This window comes from Halomonas sp. DP4Y7-1, from assembly GCF_019800705.1.
Taxonomy (GTDB): domain Bacteria; phylum Pseudomonadota; class Gammaproteobacteria; order Pseudomonadales; family Halomonadaceae; genus Halomonas; species Halomonas litopenaei_A.
In genome coordinates, this window is sequence record NZ_JAHVKS010000001.1 from 697,343 (window position 1) to 719,124 (window position 21,782).

At 61.3% G+C, this 21,782-nt stretch carries 18 protein-coding genes; 14 read left to right on the plus strand and 4 right to left on the minus strand.

Annotated elements, in window-relative coordinates; all coding sequences use genetic code 11:
• Nucleotides 1-61: 61 nt before the first annotated feature.
• Nucleotides 62-1,327, minus strand: a complete 1,266-nt coding sequence (locus tag KUV72_RS02820; RefSeq protein ID WP_222237360.1) for a NupC/NupG family nucleoside CNT transporter — start codon at nucleotides 1,325-1,327, stop codon at nucleotides 62-64.
• 443 nt (nucleotides 1,328-1,770) lie between these two features.
• Here KUV72_RS02820 and KUV72_RS02825 point away from each other — a divergent pair, with 443 nt between their 5' ends.
• The 7 genes from KUV72_RS02825 (at nucleotide 1,771) to KUV72_RS02855 (ending at nucleotide 9,052) form a co-directional block, all read left to right on the plus strand.
• On the plus strand, nucleotides 1,771-2,538 hold the full coding sequence (locus KUV72_RS02825; RefSeq protein WP_222237362.1) for a DeoR/GlpR family DNA-binding transcription regulator: 768 nt from the start codon (nucleotides 1,771-1,773) through the stop codon (nucleotides 2,536-2,538).
• Nucleotides 2,539-3,333: 795 nt separating this feature from the next.
• The gene (cyoA, locus tag KUV72_RS02830; RefSeq protein ID WP_206942840.1) at nucleotides 3,334-4,323 is read left to right on the plus strand and encodes a ubiquinol oxidase subunit II; all 990 of its coding nucleotides are present in this window, start codon (nucleotides 3,334-3,336) and stop codon (nucleotides 4,321-4,323) included.
• Nucleotides 4,324-4,326: 3 nt separating this feature from the next.
• The gene (cyoB, locus tag KUV72_RS02835) at nucleotides 4,327-6,309 is read left to right on the plus strand and encodes a cytochrome o ubiquinol oxidase subunit I (protein WP_222237363.1); all 1,983 of its coding nucleotides are present in this window, start codon (nucleotides 4,327-4,329) and stop codon (nucleotides 6,307-6,309) included.
• Nucleotides 6,310-6,311: 2 nt separating this feature from the next.
• A complete protein-coding gene (gene cyoC / locus KUV72_RS02840) occupies nucleotides 6,312-6,941 on the plus strand; it encodes a cytochrome o ubiquinol oxidase subunit III (protein WP_206942836.1) in 630 nt (209 codons plus the stop codon).
• Between the two features lies 1 nt (nucleotide 6,942).
• Nucleotides 6,943-7,269 carry a cytochrome o ubiquinol oxidase subunit IV gene (gene cyoD, locus KUV72_RS02845; RefSeq protein WP_206942834.1) on the plus strand — a complete coding sequence of 109 codons (327 nt, stop codon included), beginning with the start codon at nucleotides 6,943-6,945 and terminating at the stop codon, nucleotides 7,267-7,269.
• On the plus strand, nucleotides 7,227-8,186 hold the full coding sequence (gene cyoE, locus KUV72_RS02850) for a heme o synthase (RefSeq protein ID WP_222237364.1): 960 nt from the start codon (nucleotides 7,227-7,229) through the stop codon (nucleotides 8,184-8,186). Before cyoD ends, cyoE begins: the two co-directional genes overlap by 43 nt.
• A 260-nt stretch (nucleotides 8,187-8,446) precedes the next feature.
• Complete coding sequence (locus KUV72_RS02855) at nucleotides 8,447-9,052, plus strand: Yip1 family protein (protein ID WP_206942832.1); 606 nt, start codon at nucleotides 8,447-8,449, stop codon at nucleotides 9,050-9,052.
• A gap of 174 nt (nucleotides 9,053-9,226) precedes the next feature.
• On the opposite strand, the gene KUV72_RS02860 is transcribed toward KUV72_RS02855, so the two are convergent.
• Nucleotides 9,227-10,354 (minus strand): aminotransferase class V-fold PLP-dependent enzyme, encoded by a 1,128-nt coding sequence (locus KUV72_RS02860; RefSeq protein WP_222237365.1) that lies wholly within the window; start codon nucleotides 10,352-10,354, stop codon nucleotides 9,227-9,229.
• A 547-nt stretch (nucleotides 10,355-10,901) separates the two neighbouring features.
• On the opposite strand from KUV72_RS02860, the gene KUV72_RS02865 reads away from it, so the two are divergent.
• A complete protein-coding gene (locus KUV72_RS02865; RefSeq protein WP_222237366.1) occupies nucleotides 10,902-11,876 on the plus strand; it encodes a hypothetical protein in 975 nt (324 codons plus the stop codon).
• Between the two features lie 84 nt (nucleotides 11,877-11,960).
• Here the strand turns inward: KUV72_RS02865 and KUV72_RS02870 are convergent, their stop codons facing one another.
• Nucleotides 11,961-12,803, minus strand: coding sequence for an IclR family transcriptional regulator (locus KUV72_RS02870; RefSeq protein ID WP_206942826.1), 843 nt, complete (start codon nucleotides 12,801-12,803; stop codon nucleotides 11,961-11,963).
• Between the two features lie 228 nt (nucleotides 12,804-13,031).
• Here KUV72_RS02870 and xsc point away from each other — a divergent pair, with 228 nt between their 5' ends.
• From xsc to KUV72_RS02890, 4 genes are all read left to right on the plus strand, one after another.
• Nucleotides 13,032-14,852 (plus strand): sulfoacetaldehyde acetyltransferase, encoded by a 1,821-nt coding sequence (gene xsc / locus KUV72_RS02875; RefSeq protein ID WP_261317295.1) that lies wholly within the window; start codon nucleotides 13,032-13,034, stop codon nucleotides 14,850-14,852.
• 157 nt (nucleotides 14,853-15,009) lie between these two features.
• Nucleotides 15,010-16,017: a phosphate acetyltransferase gene (gene pta, locus KUV72_RS02880; RefSeq protein WP_222237367.1), complete on the plus strand. Its 1,008-nt coding sequence runs from the start codon at nucleotides 15,010-15,012 to the stop codon at nucleotides 16,015-16,017.
• A gap of 28 nt (nucleotides 16,018-16,045) precedes the next feature.
• A complete protein-coding gene (locus KUV72_RS02885) occupies nucleotides 16,046-16,831 on the plus strand; it encodes a TSUP family transporter (protein WP_222237368.1) in 786 nt (261 codons plus the stop codon).
• Between the two features lie 69 nt (nucleotides 16,832-16,900).
• A complete protein-coding gene (locus tag KUV72_RS02890; RefSeq protein ID WP_222237369.1) occupies nucleotides 16,901-17,599 on the plus strand; it encodes an aspartate/glutamate racemase family protein in 699 nt (232 codons plus the stop codon).
• Nucleotides 17,600-17,648: 49 nt separating this feature from the next.
• On the opposite strand, the gene KUV72_RS02895 is transcribed toward KUV72_RS02890, so the two are convergent.
• Complete coding sequence (locus KUV72_RS02895) at nucleotides 17,649-18,581, minus strand: LysR family transcriptional regulator (RefSeq protein ID WP_206942817.1); 933 nt, start codon at nucleotides 18,579-18,581, stop codon at nucleotides 17,649-17,651.
• Between the two features lie 273 nt (nucleotides 18,582-18,854).
• Here KUV72_RS02895 and KUV72_RS02900 point away from each other — a divergent pair, with 273 nt between their 5' ends.
• Nucleotides 18,855-20,267 carry a sodium:solute symporter gene (locus KUV72_RS02900; protein WP_222237370.1) on the plus strand — a complete coding sequence of 471 codons (1,413 nt, stop codon included), beginning with the start codon at nucleotides 18,855-18,857 and terminating at the stop codon, nucleotides 20,265-20,267.
• A gap of 187 nt (nucleotides 20,268-20,454) precedes the next feature.
• Nucleotides 20,455-21,711, plus strand: coding sequence for an NAD(P)/FAD-dependent oxidoreductase (locus KUV72_RS02905; RefSeq protein WP_222237371.1), 1,257 nt, complete (start codon nucleotides 20,455-20,457; stop codon nucleotides 21,709-21,711).
• Nucleotides 21,712-21,782: the final 71 nt, after the last annotated feature.

Here is a 21,782-nt window from a genome sequence, read left to right on the forward strand (position 1 = left end):
GCCACCAGGACCGCCATCGCGGCGGTCGGGGCATGAATGAAGGGAGAGGATCCGCCAGGCGTCAGGCGCCCAACGTCATGAAGAAGCCGGCGATGCAGGCCGACATCAGGTTGGAGAGGGTGCCGGCGAGGACGGCCTTCAGGCCCAGGCGGGCGATATCGTGGCGCCGACTGGGCGCGATGCTGCCCAGGCCCCCTAGCAGAATGGCGATGGAGGACAGGTTGGCGAAACCGCACAAGGCGAAGGACAGTACCGCCGCCGTGTGGGCACTCATGGCCTCGCCGGTGGCAGCGACCATTTGCTCGCCGTCGATGTATGGCGCGAGATTGATGAAGGCAACGAACTCGTTGACCACCAGCTTCTGGCCGATGAAGGAGCCTGCCAGCGTCGCTTCCTCCCAGGGAATTCCCAGCAGTAAGGCCAGCGGAGAGAACAGCCAGCCAAGGATCATCTCGAGGCTCAGACTGCTCATCCCGAACCAGCCACCGACACCACCCAGGATGCCGTTGAGCAGGGCAATCAAGCCGATGAAGGCCAGCAGCATGGCCCCCACGTTGGCGGCCAGCTGCAAGCCGGACGAGGCGCCACCGGCAGCAGCGTCAAGCACGTTGGCGGGCTTGTCGTCTTCTTCGATGACGTCGGACACGCTGTCCGCCTTGTCCGCATTGGGATCTGTCTCGGGCATGATCAGCTTGGCAAACAGCAGGCCGCCTGGGGCGGCCATGAAGGAGGCGGCCACCAGGTATTCCATTGGAATGCCAAGCGCGGCATAGCCGGCGAGCACGGAGCCCGCGACCGAGGCAAGTCCACCGCACATGACGGCAAACAGCTGAGACGTTGTCATGTGGGCAATGAAGGGGCGGACCACCAGCGGCGCTTCCGTCTGGCCGACAAAGATATTGGCGGTAGCGGACAGCGACTCAGTGCGTGAGGTGCCTAAGAGCTTCTGCAGCGCACCGCCCAGTAGCCGGACGACCCACTGCATGATGCCGAGATAGTAGAGAACCGCGGTCAATGATGAGAAGAAGATGATGACCGGCAGCACCTTGACCGCGAACACGAAGCCCACGCTGTCCACGTTGGCGAGCCCGCCGAACAGGAAGGCGATGCCGTCATTGGCATACAACACCACCTGGCTAACGGCGTCGGATATCGTCTTCAGCACCTTCTGACCCACAGGGACATACAGTACGAAGGCACCGAGGCCCGCCTGGATAAGGAAGGCGCCACCGACGGTTCTCAGTCGGATGGCTCGACGGTTGTGGGAGAACGCAACGGCGATGGCAATCAGCGTGATCATGCCGACCAGGCTCATGAGCAATGTCATAGGTGTTTACGCCTTGGAAAATGTGACTTGGACAGCGCGATGGAAAGGAGCGGTCGTTGTCCTAACTCTCGAGCCTTCCATAGAGAGTAGATCATCGCACCGGCCGTCACGGGCGTGTGTTTGCCGCTGAGACAGATGCAGGTCATGAGTACCCTGAAGGGCCCTGGCATGCCATTGCCATGGGGGCGAAGAAATGACCTGGGTCACCGCTTGCCGCACCTGAGTCCAGAAGTTCGCGATGCATGATGATGGATTGGCCAGGCGTCGCTGCAGCGATCTGGCTGTCAATGGGATCATGTTAACATTTAATGTGAGAAAATTAACATTTGTGCAGTGGCGTTTTCTTCAACGCCGATCGCTGGCTGAACCCTGTAGTTCAGTGCATGCTTATTGAAAAACCATAACAGAAGGGCACGATGACGGTCCGCGCGGGGGCAAACGTAATGAATCAACGTAGTGTGCAACGGCAGGAGCGCTTGCTGCAGGCGCTGGCTGGCGGTGGAAGCCTTCGCCTGGCCGACGCGGCCATGCTGTGTGGCGTTTCGGAAATGACGTTGCGTCGAGACGTCTCCTCCAAGGGCAGCCCCTTGATGTTGATGGGCGGGCATCTGGTGCGTCGTGACGATCCCCACTTCTCTCCCGTATACGACCTGGAGACCCAGCGGGATCGCGGTGTCGATATCAAGACCCGGCTGTGCCAGCGTGCCAGCCGCTATGTCCAGGATGGCGATACCCTGTTTATTGACTGTGGCACCACCTTGGTACCTATGGTGGCCGAGCTGGGGCAACGCCGCCATCTGACCGTGGTCACCTATGCCTTGAACGTGGCCAACGCGGTCAGCCACCTCGACGGCGTCAGGCTGATTCTGCTGGGAGGGCTCTATCAGGGCGTCTCGCAATCCTTCGATGGTGAGGATGTGGCCCGCCAGATACGCAGCCTAGGCATCAATCGCGCCTTTCTGTCGGCCGCCGGCGTGCACCTCGAGCGGGGGCTCAGCTGCTTCCACTTTCATGAAATAGCTCCTAAGCAGGCGGCCATCGAGACGGCGGCGCAGCGCATTCTAGTGTTCGATGACAGCAAGTGGGGCGTTCTTCGCCCGGCATTCTTCGGGACGTTGTCCGATGCCGATATCATTGTCACCCACGGGGAAGCTGCTGCCGCAGCGTCGGCATCCCCGGAGATCGCGGCGCGAGTCGACAGCCCGCGCTAATCCTCCATGCTCCACCACGCAGCGTCGACGCCTTCGCCAGCCAACGGCATCCGCTGCCGCCAGCCTCGGGACTGGTAGGTGTCGGCTTAGTGTGCCGCAGGTGGCACTCGGCAAGTACCAAGTACGAGTGCGAGGGTTAGGGTAGAGGGTAAGGGTAGGGGTAAAGGCAGGGGTAAGAGTCAGGGCCAAAGGACATCGGACAGCGGGTCCCGTCAGATGGCCTCCCTGATGACACCTGCCCGCCGTGGTGGAACCATTAACGCCTTTCCGCTGTCACTTTCACGGCACCTTGCGGTCACGCGCGTTGGTCTTCGTAGCAGCCTTTCTCGCTGGCCTTGGCTCTCGGCTTCTTACTCGCCTGCTCTCTCGCCTTCTTGCGCGCGTTCTCTCTCGCCTTCTTACGCGGGCACCTTGAGGCCTGTGACGTGAGGTCGCATCCTCTGTGATCTTCGTCAAGGCTATGGCCCGAAGGCCGTGGCCTCGAGACATGACCCTGAACTGCATCAAGGAAAGGTGCGACACCCTGCGGCAAATCGTCGCTTCTCAAGTCGGGCTCTGCTGTCGACAATACGCACCGGTCGCGTTCCATCTCCTTTTTTGTCCTCGTAACGATCTCGTGTCGTGGTACTCGGATGAGTGGGGAGCGCGAGTTTCTGCGGGTTTCGATTGCGGATCGGCACATTTCATGCGGCTTTTGTGAAAGATGCATGCAATGTCTCTCCTCGTCGGGCCTGCATGTCCTGCGAGCCTGGGCTCGCTACCTATGGTCTTCCGCCGCCCTGACGAGGTTGCTACATGAGAAGAAAGTCGTACCTGCGCGTGCTCGGCCTAGTGCTGTTGCTGGCGCTGCCCCTGCTGTTGGCGGGCTGTGAGTCGGCGCTGCTCGACCCGAAAGGGGAGATCGGCCGTGAACAGCGTACCTTGATCCTCACCGCCTTCGGTCTGATGCAGATCGTGGTGATTCCGGTCATCGTACTCACTCTTTGGTTTGCCTGGCGTTACCGCCGTGGCAACACCGATGCCACCTATTCACCGGACTGGGCTCATTCCACCAAGATTGAGGCCATCGTCTGGTTTATTCCCTGCGTCATCATCGTCTTCCTGGCGCTGCTGACCTGGTACACCTCCCATAGCCTCGACCCGCACAAGACCCTCGAGGCCAAGGAAGGTCAGAATGAACCCATGGAAATCCAGGCAGTATCGCTGGACTGGAAATGGCTGTTCATCTATCCGGAGCAGGGCATTGCCACGGTCAATGAGCTGGCCTTCCCCGAAGATACCCCCGTGCGCTTCCGGGTGACGTCGGGTTCGGTGATGAATGCCTTCTTCATTCCGCGCCTGGGCAGTCAGATCTATGCCATGGCGGGTATGGATAACGATGTCCACCTGATCGCCGAAGAGCAGGGCGTCTACCCCGGCCGCTCCACCAACTACAGTGGTGCAGGTTTCTCCGGGATGACCTTCGATGCCCACGTGGGCTCTGAAGCAGACTTCGAGGAGTGGGTCGAGAAGGTACGTTCATCCTCTCAGACGCTGACCTTCCCAGAGGAATACTACGACCTGGCCACGCCCAGCGAGGACAACGAGGTCGAGTACTTCTCCGAGATCACCCCGGCGCTCTACGAGCGCATCATCAAGAGCTTCCTGGCGGGCGGCAAGCACGCCGAGTTCGTCGAGACCTACGGCGGCGTTGTTCATGGTCATGGCGCAGGTGGTCACGGCGATGAGGACGAGTCCCATGGCGAGTCGCATGGTGAGTCCAGCAGCGCGGAGGCAGCGGAGTAAATCATGTTTGGAAAACTGACGTTAGATTCGATTCCGATCCAGGAACCCATCATCATGGTGGTGGCGATCGGTATTGCTCTGGGCGGCATTGCCGTCGTGGGCGGTCTGACCTACTTCAAGAAGTGGGGCTATCTGTGGCGCGAATGGATCACCTCCGTCGACCACAAGAAATTGGGCATCATGTATTTCCTGGTGGCCCTGGTGATGCTGATTCGCGGCTTCGCCGACGCCATCATGATGCGGACCCAGCTGGCCATGGCATCTGCCGGGGCCGAGGGGTATCTACCGCCTCACCACTATGATCAGATCTTCACCGCGCATGGTGTGATCATGATCTTCTTCGTCGCCATGCCCATGGTCATCGGCCTGATGAACCTGGTGGTGCCGCTGCAGATCGGTGCTCGCGACGTGGCCTTCCCGTTCCTGAACAACCTCAGCTTCTGGCTGTTCGTTGCCGGCGTCATTCTGGTCAACGTATCGCTGGTGGTAGGTGAGTTTGCCGCGACCGGGTGGTTGGCCTACGCGCCATTATCGGGGATAGAGTACAGTCCAAGCGTCGGCGTGGATTACTGGATATGGGCATTGCAGATATCCGGGATCGGCACGACCCTGACGGGCATCAACTTCTTCGTCACCATTCTGAAGATGCGTACCAAGGGCATGACCCTGTTCCGTATGCCCATCTTCACCTGGACGTCGCTGTGCGCCAACGTGCTGATCATCGCGTCCTTCCCGATTCTGACCGCCACCATCGCGATGCTGACGCTGGATCGTTACCTGGGGATGCACTTCTTCACGAACGATTTCGGCGGCAACATGATGATGTACGTCAACCTCATCTGGGCCTGGGGCCATCCTGAGGTGTACATCCTTATCCTGCCGGCCTTCGGTGTGTTCTCCGAGGTGATCGCGACCTTTGCGCGCAAGCGTCTGTTTGGATACGGCACCATGGTGTGGGCGACCATCGCCATCACCTTCCTGTCGTTCATTGTTTGGCTGCACCACTTCTTCACCATGGGGGCAGGGGCCAACGTCAACGCCTTCTTCGGTATCATGACGATGATCATTGCCATCCCTACTGGGGTGAAGGTGTTCAACTGGCTGTTCACCATGTACCGCGGTCGCCTGGAGTTCACTTCTCCAGTGCTGTGGACCATCGGCTTCATCATCACCTTTACCCTGGGTGGCATGACCGGTGTGATGCTGGCGGTGCCGGCAGCCAACTTCGTGCTGCACAACAGCCTGTTCGTTATCGCGCACTTCCACAACGTCATCATTGGCGGCGTGGTGTTCGGGATGCTGGCAGGTCTGACCTACTGGTTCCCGAAGGCCTTCGGATTCACTCTTGATGAAAAATGGGGCAAGCGCTCCTTCTGGTTCTGGATCACCGGCTTCTATGTCGCCTTCATGCCGCTGTACGTACTGAGCTTCTTCGGTGCCGTGCGTCGCATGCAGTCTTACGACAATGGTGCTTGGCAGCCGTGGATGATCATTGCCTGGGTCGGCGCCGTGCTGATCCTGTGTGGCATTGCCTGCACCGTGATCCAGTTCTACGTCAGTATTCGTGATCGCAAGAAGAATCAGGACGTCACGGGTGATCCTTGGGACGCACGTACCCTGGAGTGGGCAACTTCCTCTCCGGCGCCGTTCTACAACTTCGCGCATTTGCCGGAGATCAAGGACATCGATGACTTCTGGAACCAGAAGCAGGCCAACGGTGGCAAGGCTGGCGTGTCCAAGGGGCCGTACAAGGACATTCACATGCCCAAGTACACCTGGGAAGGTCCGGTGATCGGTCTGATTTCCGCGGTCTTCGGCTTCGCTCTGGTGTGGCATATCTGGTGGCTGGCCATCGTGGCCGCACTGGGCATGTTCGCTACCTTCATCGCGCGTGTCTTCAACACTGACGTCGACTATTACGTGCCCGCTGCGGAAGTCGAGCGTATTGAGCGCGAACACCAGAACCGTGTGGAGATGCAGGCATAACCATGGCTACCGATACACTCAATCAGCAAGGTCATGCCTCCGGGCATGACCATGATCACGACCACGATCATCACGATGCCGCGGGCACCAAGGTCTTCGGTTTCTGGGTCTACCTGATGAGCGACCTGGTGATCTTCGGATCACTGTTCGCCACTTATGCCGTGCTCCTTCGGGGCACGGCGGATGGTCCGACGCCGGGCGAGATCTTCGAGCTCCCGTTCATTCTGGTCGAGACCTTCCTGCTGCTGTTCTCGAGCTTCACGTACGGCATGGCCGTACTGGCCATGAACGCCAACCAGACCCAGAAAGTGCTGAAGTGGCTGGGGATCACCTTCCTGCTGGGCGCGGCCTTCGTAGGCATGGAGATCTACGAGTTCGCTCACCTGATCCATATCGGCTACGGTCCTGATCGGTCGGGCTTCCTGTCCGCCTTCTTCACCCTGGTCGGTACCCACGGTCTGCACGTGACCTTCGGTCTGATCTGGATTCTGGTGATGCTGATTCAGGTGAAGCAGCGCGGTCTCGACGATATGGTGCGCCCGCGCATCATGTGCTTGAGCCTGTTCTGGCACTTCCTGGATATCGTCTGGATCTGCGTCTTCTCCTTCGTCTACCTGATGGGAGTCCTGTGATATGAGCGGACACGCCAACGACCATCACAGCCATGGCAGCGTCAAGTCCTATGTGATTGGCCTGATCCTGTCCATCGTGCTGACTATCATCCCCTTCGGGGCGGTGATGACCGGTGCTTTCGACACCGGGGCGACCCTGATCCTGATCGTCGGTACCGCGGTGGCTCAGGTGCTGGTGCAGCTCGTGCTGTTCATGCACATGAACACCAAGGCCGATGAAGGCTGGAACTTCATGTCCTTCGTCTTCACCGTGGCGATCCTGGTTCTGGTCATCGGAGGTTCCCTATGGATCATGTACCACCTGCATCACAACATGATGATCGGCTGACGCCGACACCCATGATGTTCAGGGACACTCTTAAGGACTACCTCACGATCACCAAGCCGGGCATTATCGGCGGCAACGTGATCTCGGTACTGGGCGGCTACTTCCTGGCCGCCCAGGGCCAGTTCGATGTGGTGGTGTTTCTGTCAGCGTTGCTGGGCCTGGCCCTGGTCATTGCCTCGGGCTGTGCCTACAACAACGTTATCGACAAGGACATCGACGCCTTGATGGAGCGCACCCGCACCCGACCCCTGGTTCAGGGGCGGGTGAGCGAGGCGGCCACGCTGCGTTTTGCCACCTTGCTGGGTCTGGCCGGGTTCGGCCTGCTGGCGTTGGGGACCAATGCGCTGACGGTCTGTCTTGCCGCTTTCGGCTTCGTTATCTATGTAGGAGCGTACAGCCTCTACATGAAGCGTAATTCGGAATTCGGCACCCTGGTCGGCAGCCTGTCCGGGGCCGTACCACCGGTCGTGGGCTACTGCGCGGTGACCGGTAGCTTCGATACCGGCGCCCTGACGCTGCTGGTGATCTTCAGCCTGTGGCAGATGCCGCATTCCTATGCGATTGCGATCTTCCGCATGGAAGACTACAAGGCGGCCAATATTCCGGTACTGCCGGTAGTTCGCGGTATCGGTACAGCCAAGCACCACATTCTTGGCTATATCCTGGCGTTCATCGGCGCGGCGCTGTCGTTGAGTCTTGCCGGCTATGCCGGGCCTGGCTACTTCATCGTGGCACTGGTGCTGGGGGTCTATTGGCTGTACATCGCGGCCAAGGGCTACCGCACGGACGACAACGTGCGCTGGGCCAGGCAGGTCTTCGGCATCTCGATCCTGACCATCACGGCGCTGAGTCTGATGATGTCACTGGACGCCACGCTGATGCCCAGCACGCCCATGTGGACCTCGCTGGCTGGCTAGAGCGATCCTCTGAGCCAAGGGCTGACACCGGTCCTTATGTACGTCTCAATGCCCCGCATCACATCAGTGATGCGGGGCATTGTCGTTGATGGAAGAAGAAAAATATTAGCCACAACTTGTACAGCATGTGTACAGGATGTACCGTTGATCGAGTAGCGAACCGAAAATTCGGTTCTATACTGCAAGTTATGGACAACGGAGACCCGTGGATCGAGCACCGATGCCGGGGCTCATTTCAGCGGTAGCAGGGGGGAGTCAGTATGCTGACACATGTCTGGGGATTGATGGCCCATCCGAATCGCGAATGGAGACAGATCAAAGAAGAGAGGGAGACGATAACGCATCTGTATGCGCATCACGTCCTGTTGCTGGCCGCCATACCGGTGATCTGTTCGTACATTGGTACGACGCAGGTGGGATGGAGTCTTGGAGGTGGTACCACCATCAAGCTCAGTTACCTGGATGCGTTGGGGGCGGGTATCGCGTTCTACATCGTGATACTGGCGGCGGTGTACATCGTCGGCAAGACGATACGCTACTCGGCCAAGCGCTTTCCCAAGACCCCAAGCCAAAGCCAGTGCATCATCTTTGCCGGCTATGTGGCGACACCGATGTTCCTGAGCGGTATCGTCGCGGTCTATCCGATCATCTGGCTGTGTCTGTTGGCCGGGGTGATTGGCCTGTGTTACACCGCCTATCTGCTGTATCTGGGGATTCCCTCCTTTCTCGACATCAGCCGGAAGGAAGGCTTCGTGGTCTCGAGCACCACCCTCGCCGTCGGTGTGCTGGTGCTGGAAGCGCTGCTTGGCATGACAGTACTGCTGTGGGGCTACGGCGAGCGCATCATCCTGTCGTTGATCGGCTGAGAGTCGACCCGTGCAAGACCGCAGTGAGCACAATAGAGAGCAGCATCAAGAGGGCGACGCGGCGGCGTCGCCCTCTTGCGTTGCCCTATTACGTTGCCCTCTTGCGTTGCCCTCTTGCGTTGTCCTGTCGGGAAAGCCAAGAAGATGAGCGATGGCTGACCCGTGGGCCAAGCCCTATCCCTTGATACTGTCGAGGGCCTGCCGCAAGCTGGCGATGCTGCGCTCGGGCCGGTGCAACTTGTCGAGGCCAAACAGGCCGATACGGAAGGTCTGGAAGTCGTCGCCTTCATCGCACATCAGAGGCACGCCAGCCGCGACCTGAAGGCCAGCGTCGGCAAATTTACTGACCAGGGCCGGGTCATCGTGATAGCAGACGACGACGCCGGGAGCCTCGAAGCCGTTGGCAGCAACACTCTTGAAACCATACTCGGCCAGCAGCGCGCGAACGCTCTTGCCCAGGGCCCACTGCTCTTGCTTGACCTTGTCGTAGCCATAGGCGTCGGTCTCGCGCATGATCTCGCGCAGGCCTCGCAGGCTGTCCGTCGGCATGGTGGCGTGGTAGGCATGGCCGCCCTTTTCGTAGGCCTCCATGATGGTCAGCCATTTCTTCAGGTCTGCCGCAAAGCTGGTGCTCTGGGTCTCCTCGATGATTTCCCGCGCCTGGGCAGAGAGCATGACCATGGCGCAGCAGGGGGAGCCACTCCAGCCCTTTTGAGGCGCGCTGATGAGCAGGTCGACCCCGGTGGCTTCCATATCCACCCACACCGTTCCAGAGGCGATGCAGTCCAGCACCATCAGGCCGCCGTAGGCGTGCACCGCATCGGCGACGCGCCGAATGTAGTCATCCGGCAGAATCATGCCTGACGATGTTTCCACGTGTGGTGCGAAGACGATATCGGGCTGCATCCGCTCGATGGCTTGCTCGACATCTTCGATCGGGGCCGGTGCAAACGGTGAGGTAGGGTCGTTGTCGTCGAGGCGGCGGGCCTTTTGCACGTTGAGCTCTGCCGGGATGTTGCCCATCTCCAGGATCTGATGCCAGCGATAGCTGAACCAGCCATTGCGGAGGACCAGAGCGCTGCGGTTCTGGGCAAACTGGCGTGCCACCGCTTCCATGCCGAAGGTCCCGCTTCCGGGCACAATCACGGCGCTATGCGCGTTGTATACCTGTTTCAAGGTGGTCGAGATGTCGCGCATCACGCCTTGAAAACTCTGCGACATATGGTTCAGGGCGCGGTCGGTGTAGACCACGGAAAATTCCAGCAGGCCATCGGGATCGACGTCTGGGAGCAGGCCAGGCATGAGGCACATCCTTTGAGTGGGCGTTGAACAAGCCGGGGCGCAGGGAGCCTCCGGTAGCGGCACCGGTCGACGATGCTCCGGTGCTCATTATTCTTCACAGCATACGGTCAAAGCGGGTCGACGACCAGTGGCCACAGGCACCGCAGAGGCCCATGGCGACCGACCGTGCGCAGTGATTCAGGCACGGTTATTCCATCCCGTGCTTTTTATTCTGCCTATCGGTCTAGCAGGGATTTCCGTCGAGTTATCAGCTGCTTTGCCGTTCGGGGCCGGGCACTGGGCAGGGTGCGACTGGCGACCAAAGCAAACTTTGATCATGCTCAATGAGGCCGTGGAGGGGGATGAGCGGGGATGAGCGGGAATGAGTGTGAGTCCAGCGGCGGCCCCACAAGCGTCACCCATAGTGCGATGGCGATGGCCCGAAGAGCTCTTACTTTTCGCTTGGCGCGTATTCCTCCTTTGGCCTGCGCAAGACCAGGATCGTCGGTACCGCTGAAAAGCATGACGATGCCGATGAAGTGGACGCATCAGATCGAGGATGTCGATCATGAACGAGACACTGACATGCGCCTGTGACCACGGCGATCCGTCGTGGGAGGCGCTGGAACGACAATGGGTGGAGTGGGGACGGCGAAACCCTGAGCAGGCGACATGGCTGCTGGCCAAGATGGGCGAGCAGACATCGACGGGCGAACAGGGCCTGCAGGGAGCAACGCCGCCTGAAGATCTGGCGGCCGTTGGGCTAGGGCCTGACGGAGCGCCGCTGGTCGGCGCATCACCCGACGCTATGCCGCTGGCTCGTATCGAGCTGAGCAACGGCAACACCATCGAGTTTGTCGGACTGCGCGGTGACAGCAAGGAACCTGAAGTAGGCATGCGCGAGCTCGGACAGTCCGAGCGTGCCACCGGCGCGACCTTCGCTGCCGAGAGGGACGTGACGGCGCTGGAACTTTATCTGCGACTTGCCCCCAAGGATGCCCCGGTACCCGAAATGTTGCTGGAACTGAACCCTGCGGTTGAGCGCAAGGCGTTCAAGCATCGCACGGTAGAGAGGGTCGAGGACACCATAGAGGCGGATCTGGACGAGCTGGGTATCGCCTCGGGGGTTGCTCGCGCGGGCCCCACAGCCGGCGGCGGATCCGGCCAGGCCTACTGCGTGCCCGGGGACGGCTATAACCTCTTCCGCCAACACAACTGCGAGACGGTGTCCTTTCCGAGCAATACTTGGTGGTGGTGTGATCCCGCTGCCCATTACTATCATCGGGACCGCTGGACCTCCAATCACAAGCGCCGCAACTCTGTCGGCGTCACCAGCGCATGCCACGGACCGGCAGCCACCCTGCACTATTACAAGAATGCCTTCGGCAACTGGAGGCACTTGCATACCTGGCATCTTGCTTCAGGGTACTGGCAGTGGACCCGTTACGAAGGCTTGTCCAAGCGTGATCGCTGGATTCGCCATCGCTGCGTGACCGGCGGCGGCAGCAGCTTTGTTCGCTGTGTCAGTTTCTTCTTCAACTGACGCCTTAGCCCCACAACGCTGGGCACCACCTAGGATGTCCAGCGTCTTGCTGGCGGGCTTGTCCAAAGCCGACATCGCTCACCATCAGGCTATCGGTTGTCGGTGCTCTGTGGTGTCCTCGCCGGTGGCGTCCGACTCCGGCAAGGCGCCCTGATTGATGCGGGCAATGGCGGCGGCGGCGCGCTCCAGGGCGGGAAGGCAGTCCAGAGCACGCTGGCGGTCCATACGCATGACCGGGGCCTGAATGGCCAATCCCACATTGGAGACCCCGGCCGGGTTCGGGGCAAGCACCGCGATGCACAGCAGACCTGGAAGAAACTCCTCATCATCGAAGGCGTAGCCGTCACGCTTGACCTGTTCGATTTCGGCTTCGATGGCATCGATGTCCGTCAGGGTGTTACGGGTGAAGGCCTCCAGGGTGGCATCGGCCAGCAGACGCCGTCGCTGGGATGCGCCCATCTGGGCCAGAAACAGCTTGCCGCTGGCAGAGCAGTGGGCCGGCACCCGTGAACCTGGATGCAGGTAGAAACGCAGCGGTGCAGAGGTCTCGACGCGATCCAGGTAGAGCACCTCGCTGCCGGACAAGGCGGTGATGTTACAGCTTTCTCCCACCTCCCTTACCAGCTCGGCCAGCACCCCGTGGCGAGCCCCCTGGACCGTGTCGTTCAGCAGCAGCGTTTCGGCCAGACGGCGTAGGCGAGAGCCCTTGCTGTAGTGACGGTTGTCTGCCTCCCGCTGCAACATGCCGGAGTTCTCCAGCTGCTGAAGCATGCGATGCAGCGTCGGCTTGGGCAGACCTGTTTCATCTACCAGGCTTTGCAGGGTGAAGTACTGGTCTTTCTCCGCGATGACCTCGAGCAGTGCCAGCAGGCGCTGAGCCGGGGTATCGCCTTCAATGATGCGCGTGTCGACGCCGAGTGTGGTCATGGCTGGCCTCCCTATGCCGTGAAGTTTATCTGTTTCTGAAAAGAACGCAATTCGTACCGTTTTTTGAAATTCGTGTTGACTCCTCACCACTCGGCGGCTACCTTTGCCTCAAGTTCTAGAAAACGGAACTTATCGTATCGAAAAGCTTGATTTGGCTATCCAGAGCCTCGAGCCAAGACACAGGCCGCCAAGGCCGCCAGCACCCATTCTGTTCCCTGGAGGAGCTCCATGAGTCACAACGACAACACCCAAAACCGCCAGGTTGTGAAGGGCAAGCAGAAAATGACGCCCTCGGAAGCCTTCGTCGAAACCCTCGTTGCCAACGACGTGACCGACATGTTCGGCATCATGGGCTCGGCCTTCATGGACGCCATGGATATCTTTGCCCCGGCCGGGATCCGCCTGATTCCGGTGGTGCACGAGCAGGGTGCCGCCCATATGGCTGACGGCTATGCTCGCGTTTCTGGACGCCACGGCGTGGTCATCGGCCAGAACGGTCCCGGTATTTCCAACTGCGTGACGGGCATCGCGGCGGCTTACTGGGCCCATAGCCCGGTGGTGATGATCACCCCGGAAACCGGCACCACCGGCATCGGCCTGGGCGGATTCCAGGAGTGCAACCAGCTGCCGATGTTCCAGGAGTTCACCAAGTACCAGGGCCATGTGACCCATCCTGCGCGCATGGCCGAGTACACCGGTCGCTGCTTCGATCGCGCCATGGCCGAAATTGGCCCGACCCAGCTGAATATTCCGCGCGACTATTTCTATGGCGAGATCGAAGCCGAGATTCCCGAGCCCCGGCGTATCGATCGCGGTCCCGGTGGCGCCCAGTCGCTGGATGAGGCGGCTGCGCTGCTGGCCGAGGCCAAGTTCCCGGTAATCGTCTCCGGTGGCGGTGTGGTCATGGCCGACGCGGTGGAAGAGTGCAAGGCCCTGGCCGAGCGTCTCGGTGCACCGGTGGTCAACAGCTACCAGCACAACGACTCCTTCCCGGCCAGTCATCCGCAGTGGTGTGGTCCGCTCGGGTATCAGGGCTCCAAGGCGGGCATGAAGCTGATCTCCCAGGCTGACGTGGTGCTGGCCCTCGGCACTCGCCTTGGCCCGTTCGGCACCTTGCCGCAGCATGGCATGGACTACTGGCCCAAGGACGCCAAGATCATTCAGGTCGATGCCGATCACAAGATGCTGGGGCTGGTGAAGAAGATCTCCGTGGGCATCTGCGGCGATGCCAAGGCTGCTGCCATCGAACTGAGCCAGCGCCTTGAAGGCCGCAACCTGGCCTGCGATGCGTCCAAGGACGAGCGCCTGGCCAAGATCAAGGCCGAGAAGGAAGCCTGGGAGAAAGAGCTCGACGAGTGGACCCACGAGCGTGATCCGTTCAGCCTGGATGCCATCGAAGAAGCCAAGGACGAGAAGCCTTTCTCCGGCGGCGAGTATCTGCATCCGCGTCAGGTCCTGCGTGAGCTGGAAAAGGCCATGCCGGAAGATGTCATGGTCTCCACCGACATCGGCAACATCAATTCGGTGGCCCACAGCTACCTGCGCTTCGAGAAGCCACGCAGCTTCTTTGCCCCCATGAGTTTTGGTAACTGCGGCTATGCGCTGCCCACTATCATCGGAGCCAAGACCGCTGCGCCTCATCGTCCGGCCATTGCCTACGCCGGTGACGGCGCCTGGGGCATGAGCCTGATGGAAACCATGACCGCCGTGCGTCACGGTATTCCGGTGACCGCCGTGGTGTTCCACAACCGCCAGTGGGGTGCCGAGAAGAAGAACCAGGTCGACTTCTATAACCGTCGCTTTGTCGCCGGGGAGCTCGACAACGAGAGCTTTGCCGAGATCGGCCGTGCCATGGGCGCCGAGGGTATCACCGTGGACCGCCTGGAAGATGTAGGCCCGGCCCTGAAGAAAGCGGTCGACATGCAGATGAATGAAGGCAAGACCTGCATCATCGAGATCATGTGTACCCGCGAGCTGGGTGACCCCTTCCGCCGCGACGCCTTGAAGAAGCCGGTCCGTCTGCTCGAGAAGTACCAGGACTACGTCTGATACCGGAGGCGGCGGACCCTGGAGTCTGATCGCCAAACACGACTCTCTCGTCCGGTATGACGACATTGCCCTGGCCTGGTGCCAGGGCTTTTTTTCATGTTCGTGATGCGCCACGACCGAGTCTGTCGACCCCTTTACCCCTGGGAGAGCGGTTGCGATGAAAGCGCTGAACCATATTCGTGAGATGGCCCGGCAGGACCCGAAACGCATCGTCCTGTGTGAAGGCGATGACCCCCGAGTGCTGAGGGCCGCCCTGACAGCGAGCGCAGCAGGCTACGCGCGCATTCAGCTGGTGGGCGAGCATAAGGTCATCCAGTCCCGGGCCGAAGCCGAAGGGCTTGAGCTGGATGCGATAGAGCTGATTGACCCCGCGGATTCCGAGCACACCGAGGGCCTGGTGGCGCTACTGCTGGAGCTGCGAGGGGCGAAGGGCATGACCCCTGAGGATGCCGCCACACGGGCGCGGGATCCGTTGATCTTTGCCAACCTGATGGTGCGCGCCGGGCTTGCCGACGGCAGCGTGGCTGGTGCCGTCCACACCACCGCCGATGTGGTTCGCGCCGCGATCCAGTTGATCGGCATGGCCCCTGGCGCCACCCTGGTATCCAGCTTCTTCTTGATGATGCTGTGCAAGGAGTTCCACAGCCTCAAGGGCGGCATGATCTTCTCTGACTGCGGCTTGGTGGTGGACCCGGATGCCGGGGCGCTATCCGAGATCGCCATGGCGGCCGCCGATAGCGCCGAAGCCCTGCTGGACGAGCCGGCCAGGGTAGCGATGCTGTCCTTTTCTACCAGTGGCAGTGCCCATCATGCGGCGGTGGACAAGGTTGTCGAGGCGGCGCGTCGGGTCAAGCAGGCGCGTCCGACCCTGGCCATCGATGAAGACGTGCAGCTCGATGCTGCCATCGTGGCGGAGATCGCCGAGCGCAAGTTGCCGGAGTCCAAGGTCAAGGGCAATGCCAATGTGCTGATCTTTCCAGACCTTGAGGCAGGCAACATCGGCTACAAGCTGGCGGAACGCATCGGCGGGGCCGAGGCCATCGGGCCGCTGCTGCAGGGACTGTCGCGGCCTGCCAACGACCTGTCGCGAGGCTGCAGTGAGCAAGATATCGTCAACGTCATTGCGGTGACCACCGTCCAGGCCCAGCGCCTGTCGGTAGCGTAAACGGTATGGGGACGGCCAAGGAGGGTAGATGACACTGGTTCCTGAGGGAATGGCGCTGTCCAGTCTTGCGGCGGTGGTATCGATCACCTTGCTGGCCGGCTACCTGCATACCGTGGCTGGCTTTGGTATCGGCATGATCATCATCGGAGTGGCCAGCGGTCTGGAACTTGTCAGCGTTGCCACCCTGGTGGCCGTTGTCAGCCTGATTACCCTGGTCAACAGCGCAGTGGCGCTACCTGGCAAACTGCATCACCTGGATGGGCGCCACGTGCTGGCGCTGGGTCTTGGCATCGTACCGTCCATCGGACTTGGCGTGTGGGCGCTGAACTGGCTGAGCGTCAGCGCTGAAGCTCTACTGATGCTGATGCTGGGGGCGCTGGTGTTTTACGGCGGCCTTAGCGTTGGCCTCAGGCCCCGTCCGCGCGCACAGGTCTCGGCTCCTGCCGGCTTCGCGGTCAGCGGTGCGATGACGGGTCTGCTGGGGGGCATGTTCGGCATGCCGGGGCCACCGATCATCTACCACTGCTACCGCCAGCCGTTGCCCCGCGAGACGATTCGTCTGCTGTTGATCGCGTGTTTCGCCATGACATCCGGGGTGCGCACCCTGTATGTCGGTGCCGGCGGCGGGCTCGACGCTCAGGTGTGGCTGCTGGCGCTGTGGACCCTGCCAGCGGCGGCACTGGCCACCTGGGCAGGGCGCCGCTATCCACCACCCTGCAGTGCTGAACTGCTGCGACGGGTCGCGATGCTGACCTTGATGATCATCGGCACTGGGCTGGTGATCGATGGCGCCATGGCGCTATGGCAGTACTGAATCGATGCCAGAGCTTTGCCCTGAGCTGACGGCATCCATACATCTATCGAATGCATCTGGAGCTGGCCTGTGAGAGCCAATAGAGAAGAGGCGCCGCTGGGGGTGCTGTGCCTGGATTCGTCCTTTACCAAGCCCCTGGGACACCTGCGCCACCCCGATAGCTTCCGCCATCCGGTGCGCTACCACGTGCTCGAGGGCGTTGATATTCCCAGGCTGCTGCACGCGCCCGGCGACGCCTTGCGCGACCTGTTGCTTGAGCAGGCACGCCAGCTGGAAGCGGAGGGGGTGTGCGCCATTGCGGGCAGCTGCGGCTTCATGGCGCGGTATCAGGCTCAGGTCGCCGAGGCAGTGTCGGTGCCGGTGGTGCTCTCCAGCCTGACCTTGTTGCCCTGGCTTGCCGTCGTGCACGGGGGCCTTGGGCGGGTTGGGGTGCTGACGGCCGACGCAGGGGCATTGAAGGCGCAACATTTCCTGGGAGCGGGCTGGCAGGGGGCTCTTCCCGCGCTTGAAGGTCTCCAGGACGGGAGCGAGTTTCGGCAGGTGATCCTTGAGGGACAGCGTGATGATCTCGACATGGCGGCGATGGCGGAAGAGGTCGCGACTGCCACACGACGGCTGATGCGCAAGACCACGCTGGATGCCATCGTGCTTGAGTGCACGGACCTGAGCGCCTTTGCGGACGTGGTGCGCCGGGAGGCGCGCTGCCCGGTCTACGATATTGTCCCGGCGCTCGATCTGGTCATTCGGGCCTGTGGCGGCAGCAGGTGAAGATGCTTAGCCCGGTGTGCACCGTTCCGGCACGCCACGGTGTCCCTGCTCAAGCGTGAAGGGGCGCCAGGGCGCGCTTATGCCAGTGGGCCAGCCCCTTCTCGAGATAGGGCAGGAAGCGCTGGCATTGACGGGAGCTTGGATGAAAGCGCGGGGTGATGATGGCGATCTCCAGGTCGATGGCCGGCTCGAAGGGCACGATGGCCACGTCACAGTCCCGGCGCAGCAGGAAGCCCGCGGCAGAAACCGGGTCCACCAGCGCATGACCGATGCCAGCGCGCACCAGGCTGATGGCAGACGGAAACAGGTGTGTCTCGGCGGCGACATGCCAGCGGGCATCGGCCTGGCGTAGTGCCTGCTTCAGCTTGAGCGTGCTCTGGTGGTGCTCGTCCAGGGTGATCAGCGGCATCCCGTCAAGGTCCTTGGCCCCGACCACGGTGGCGGTAGCCAATGGGCTGTTCGCCGGTACCGCCAGATGCATGCGCAGGGTCAGATGCTTGACCTCCAGGTCACTGAGATCATCCTGACGTTCAATGACGCCCACATCGAATTGGCCTTCGGCCACCCAGTCGCGAATCTTGCCTGAGCTGAAGGTCTGCAGGGACAGCCGCGTATCGGGAAAGTCACTGAGATAGTCCGCCATGATCTGGGGCAGGGCGCTCGGTGAGAGCCCCGGCATGCAGCCGACAATCAGCTTGCCGGCGCGGCCCTGGCGCAGACCTTCGGCCAGTTCGTCCAGATGTGACACCGACGCCAGCACCCTGTCGACGCCCTCCATCAGGTAGCGAGCCTCCGGCGTCAGCTCGGTGCCGTAGTTATTGCGACGGAACAGTAGAAAGCCGGCCTCCTGCTCCAGGTTGGCGATGGCGGAGCTCACCGCCGGCTGGCTGAGATCGAGTCGTCGTGCGGCCTTGCTGAGACTGCCGGTGTGCACGACCTCGCGAAATATCTGCAGCTGACGAAGAGGGTAGCGCAGCTTCATTCAGGGACTCCTGGGTAGGGTGGTGGAGGACAGGCTTCGCCGCGATGCGGCATGGGCCGATGTGGCTTCGCTTGCACTGCTGTCTGCGGTGCTGTCTGGGGCGTCGTTCGCGGCGACATGGTTTGGGCTCTTCCGCGGGAGGCGAGTGCCGCTAAAGTGCACGCGATATGGTCTAAGTTTTATCTATAGGTTCATAGGTAGATCAAAGTTGTTTTTATGACAAGGGTCGTCGAAGCTGACACCACCCCCTACAACCATAACGAGGGTAGTTGCATGAATCCGATCGACCTCTGCGGACTGCTGCTGTACTTCGCGATACTGATCTACATCGGCTATCGCAGTGCCAAGAAAGTCTCTGACAGCGCTGACTTTGCGGTTGCCGGCAACAAGATCATCTGGCCGGTATTGTTCGCCACCTTGGCGGCGTCCTTTCTTGGTGGCGGTGCCTCAATGGGCCGTGCCGGCAAGTCCTTTGATGAAGGCTATGCCTTCATGTTCGCCGCTTCTGCGTTTCCCATTGCCACGGTGCTTGCCGGACTGTTTATCGCGCCCAGGCTCAAGCGCTACGTCAATGCCCATACGGTTGGCGACATCATGGCCCAGCACTTTGGCGCCAGTGCTCGCCTGTTTACCGGGATCTTCTCGCTGGTGTTCTGCGTCGGCATTCTAGGGGCTCAGGCCCTGGCCGTGGGCACCGTGTTCAACGCCATACTCGGCATCGACGTTGCCACTGGTATCTTGATCGGCATGGCCGTGGTGCTGGTGTATTCCACCATCGGTGGAATGTGGGCGGTCATCCAGACCGATGTAGTGCAATTTCTGATGTTGGCGATCTTCCTGCCGGTCACCATGCTGATTGGGCTGCATGACCTGGGGGGACCTCAGGCATTGATCGAGCGCCTGCCGGAAGGCCACTTAAGCCTGATGGGTGACTATTCGCTGGGCATGTTCCTGTCGATCTTCATTGCCTTCCTGCTGGGCGAAACGCTGGTTCCCCCCTACACCCAGCGAGCCCTGTCGGCGCCGGACTCCCGCCATGCACGGATCGGCTATTCGGTGGCCGGCGGCTTCGGTTTCCTGTTCTATCTGGTCAGTGCCACCATCGGGCTGGTGGCGTTGGTGCTCTATCCAACGATCTCACCTGATCAGGCCATGCCGACGCTGATTCGTGATGCCCTGCCGGTGGGCATTACGGGGCTGGTACTGGCATCGCTATTGGCGGTGGTGATGTCGACCGCCGACTCCTACCTGAACTCCGCCGCAGTGATCTTCGTCAGTGATATCTACAAGCCCTTCATCGAGCCCACGGTCAGTGAGCAGAAGCGGCTGTGGATCGAGCGCCTGGTCAACCTGTTGATCGGCCTGGGTGCGGTAGTGTTCGCCCTGTACGCGACCTCGATCATCGATGCGCTGCTGCTCAGCTATGCGCTGTGGGCGCCGACCATTCTGCTGCCGTTCGTGTTCGCCGTGCTGTTCAACTTGCGCTGCACCCGCTCAGCTGTGGCGGCGATGCTGGCGGGCGCGTCGGTCACGATCCTGTGGAAGTGGGGGCCCTTTGACCTGCAGGCGGCTACTGGCTTGACCGCTCTGATCGCCGGTGTCATCGCCAATGTCTCGGTGTTTGTACTGGTCTACCAGCTGTTCCGGTCGGTTCCCGATGCTCCCGTCGTCGCCAAGACTCAATAAAGGAGACTCCCATGACCCTGTACGCTCTTGCCCTGTATGCCGTCAGTGCCGTCAGCATCCTTACCGCGGTAGGGGTGGGGATCGCCTCCTGGCGCTTCTACCGCGATAACTGAATCCCCGCTATCCACGCTACGCGCGTCCGGCCTGAACCACGGGCCGGACGTCAGTGTCCCCAAGGAGACATTGCATGAACACCATCGCCGTTGTGGGGGCAGGCATTGTCGGTCTGGCCGTGACGAGATCGCTCGTTGACGCCGGCTACCAGGTGCAGCTCTTCGATCCGGGAGCACCGGGGGAGGGCACCTCCCTTGGCAATGCAGGACTGATTGCCAACTACGCGACCTCGCCCATGGCCAGTATCGAGACCTTGAAGGCCCTGCCCAGGGAGCTGGTTCGGCGTGACGCATCGTTATCGATTGATCCCCGCTATCTGTCGCGGCTGGCCAGTTTTGGGCCGCGTTTTATCCAGGCCGCCACACCTTCCCGCTTTGCCCGCCACAAGGCGGATCTGGTAGCGCTGATACAGGACGCCGTCAAGGCGCAACACCGCTTGCTCGAATCGCTTGACGCACCGGGCCTGTACGCGGATACCGGCTGCCTGCAGCTGGCGTATCGTGGGGATGCGCTGTCTCGGTCGCTCGAGGCCTCAGCCGCGGCCAAGCGGGCCGATGGCGTCGACTGTCGCGCGCTGACGGCCGCTGACGTTCGCGACCTGGAGCCTGAGCTCAGCCCTGAGCGCCTGGAAGGTGCCTTGTTCTTCCCCTCCACACGTCACCTGAAGGACCCCTTGGCCGTCAGTCGCACGCTGTGGCGCCGACTGGAGCGTGCCGGAGCGGTATTGCACCGTGCGCGCATCGAGGGACTGGCGCCTTGTGTCGATGGCGGGTGGCGTCTGGTCAGTGCTCTGGGGGAGCACCATGCCGATCAGGTGGTCATGTGCGCGGGCATGGCTAACCAGGCGCTGATGAAGTGGCTGGGGATGTCGCTGCCGGTGGTCAGCGAGCGTGGTTACCACGTGCGGCTCGACACGTCGGTCTCGCTGACACGACCTGCGGGCTGGCTGGCCCACCATTTTTACGCCACACCGATGGAGGGCGGCGTGCGCCTGGCGGGCACCACCGAGTTTACCGCGCCGGAACGGCGTGCCGACCAGCGCCGCTGGGACCGCCTGAAGGGGTGGGGAGACGCCATGTTCGGTCGCTCTCTGACGCTGAGCGAGCGCTGGATGGGCGTTCGTCATTCCACCCCGGATGGTTTGCCGGTGGTCGGTCCCGTGGCCGGCAGGGAAGGGCTGTATCTGGCCTACGGGCACGCTCACCTGGGGTTGACCCTATCCGCCCAGACCGGTGAGTTGATCCGCGCTATGATGGATGGCAGCCCGCTGCCTGACTACGCACAACGGCTGTCGCCGGCGCGTTTTACTAGGTTGCGACGAGCGGGCTGAGAGGAGAGGGCCGAGTAGAGATGGCCGAGAACAGAGGATGCCGATTCATAGGCGGGGGATGAGGCAAGGGT

What these genes read in the sequence shown, in the direction of transcription:
- KUV72_RS02820 (WP_222237360.1), bottom strand. Translation starts at nt 1,327, where the DNA reads ATGACATTGCTCATGAGCCTGGTCGGCATGATCACGCTGATTGCCATC.
- KUV72_RS02825 (WP_222237362.1), top strand. Translation starts at nt 1,771, where the DNA reads ATGAATCAACGTAGTGTGCAACGGCAGGAGCGCTTGCTGCAGGCGCTG.
- cyoA (WP_206942840.1), top strand. Translation starts at nt 3,334, where the DNA reads ATGAGAAGAAAGTCGTACCTGCGCGTGCTCGGCCTAGTGCTGTTGCTG.
- cyoB (WP_222237363.1), top strand. Translation starts at nt 4,327, where the DNA reads ATGTTTGGAAAACTGACGTTAGATTCGATTCCGATCCAGGAACCCATC.
- cyoC (WP_206942836.1), top strand. Translation starts at nt 6,312, where the DNA reads ATGGCTACCGATACACTCAATCAGCAAGGTCATGCCTCCGGGCATGAC.
- cyoD (WP_206942834.1), top strand. Translation starts at nt 6,943, where the DNA reads ATGAGCGGACACGCCAACGACCATCACAGCCATGGCAGCGTCAAGTCC.
- cyoE (WP_222237364.1), top strand. Translation starts at nt 7,227, where the DNA reads ATGGATCATGTACCACCTGCATCACAACATGATGATCGGCTGACGCCG.
- KUV72_RS02855 (WP_206942832.1), top strand. Translation starts at nt 8,447, where the DNA reads ATGCTGACACATGTCTGGGGATTGATGGCCCATCCGAATCGCGAATGG.
- KUV72_RS02860 (WP_222237365.1), bottom strand. Translation starts at nt 10,354, where the DNA reads ATGCCTGGCCTGCTCCCAGACGTCGATCCCGATGGCCTGCTGGAATTT.
- KUV72_RS02865 (WP_222237366.1), top strand. Translation starts at nt 10,902, where the DNA reads ATGAACGAGACACTGACATGCGCCTGTGACCACGGCGATCCGTCGTGG.
- KUV72_RS02870 (WP_206942826.1), bottom strand. Translation starts at nt 12,803, where the DNA reads ATGACCACACTCGGCGTCGACACGCGCATCATTGAAGGCGATACCCCG.
- xsc (WP_261317295.1), top strand. Translation starts at nt 13,032, where the DNA reads ATGAGTCACAACGACAACACCCAAAACCGCCAGGTTGTGAAGGGCAAG.
- pta (WP_222237367.1), top strand. Translation starts at nt 15,010, where the DNA reads ATGAAAGCGCTGAACCATATTCGTGAGATGGCCCGGCAGGACCCGAAA.
- KUV72_RS02885 (WP_222237368.1), top strand. Translation starts at nt 16,046, where the DNA reads ATGACACTGGTTCCTGAGGGAATGGCGCTGTCCAGTCTTGCGGCGGTG.
- KUV72_RS02895 (WP_206942817.1), bottom strand. Translation starts at nt 18,581, where the DNA reads ATGAAGCTGCGCTACCCTCTTCGTCAGCTGCAGATATTTCGCGAGGTC.
- KUV72_RS02900 (WP_222237370.1), top strand. Translation starts at nt 18,855, where the DNA reads ATGAATCCGATCGACCTCTGCGGACTGCTGCTGTACTTCGCGATACTG.
- KUV72_RS02905 (WP_222237371.1), top strand. Translation starts at nt 20,455, where the DNA reads ATGAACACCATCGCCGTTGTGGGGGCAGGCATTGTCGGTCTGGCCGTG.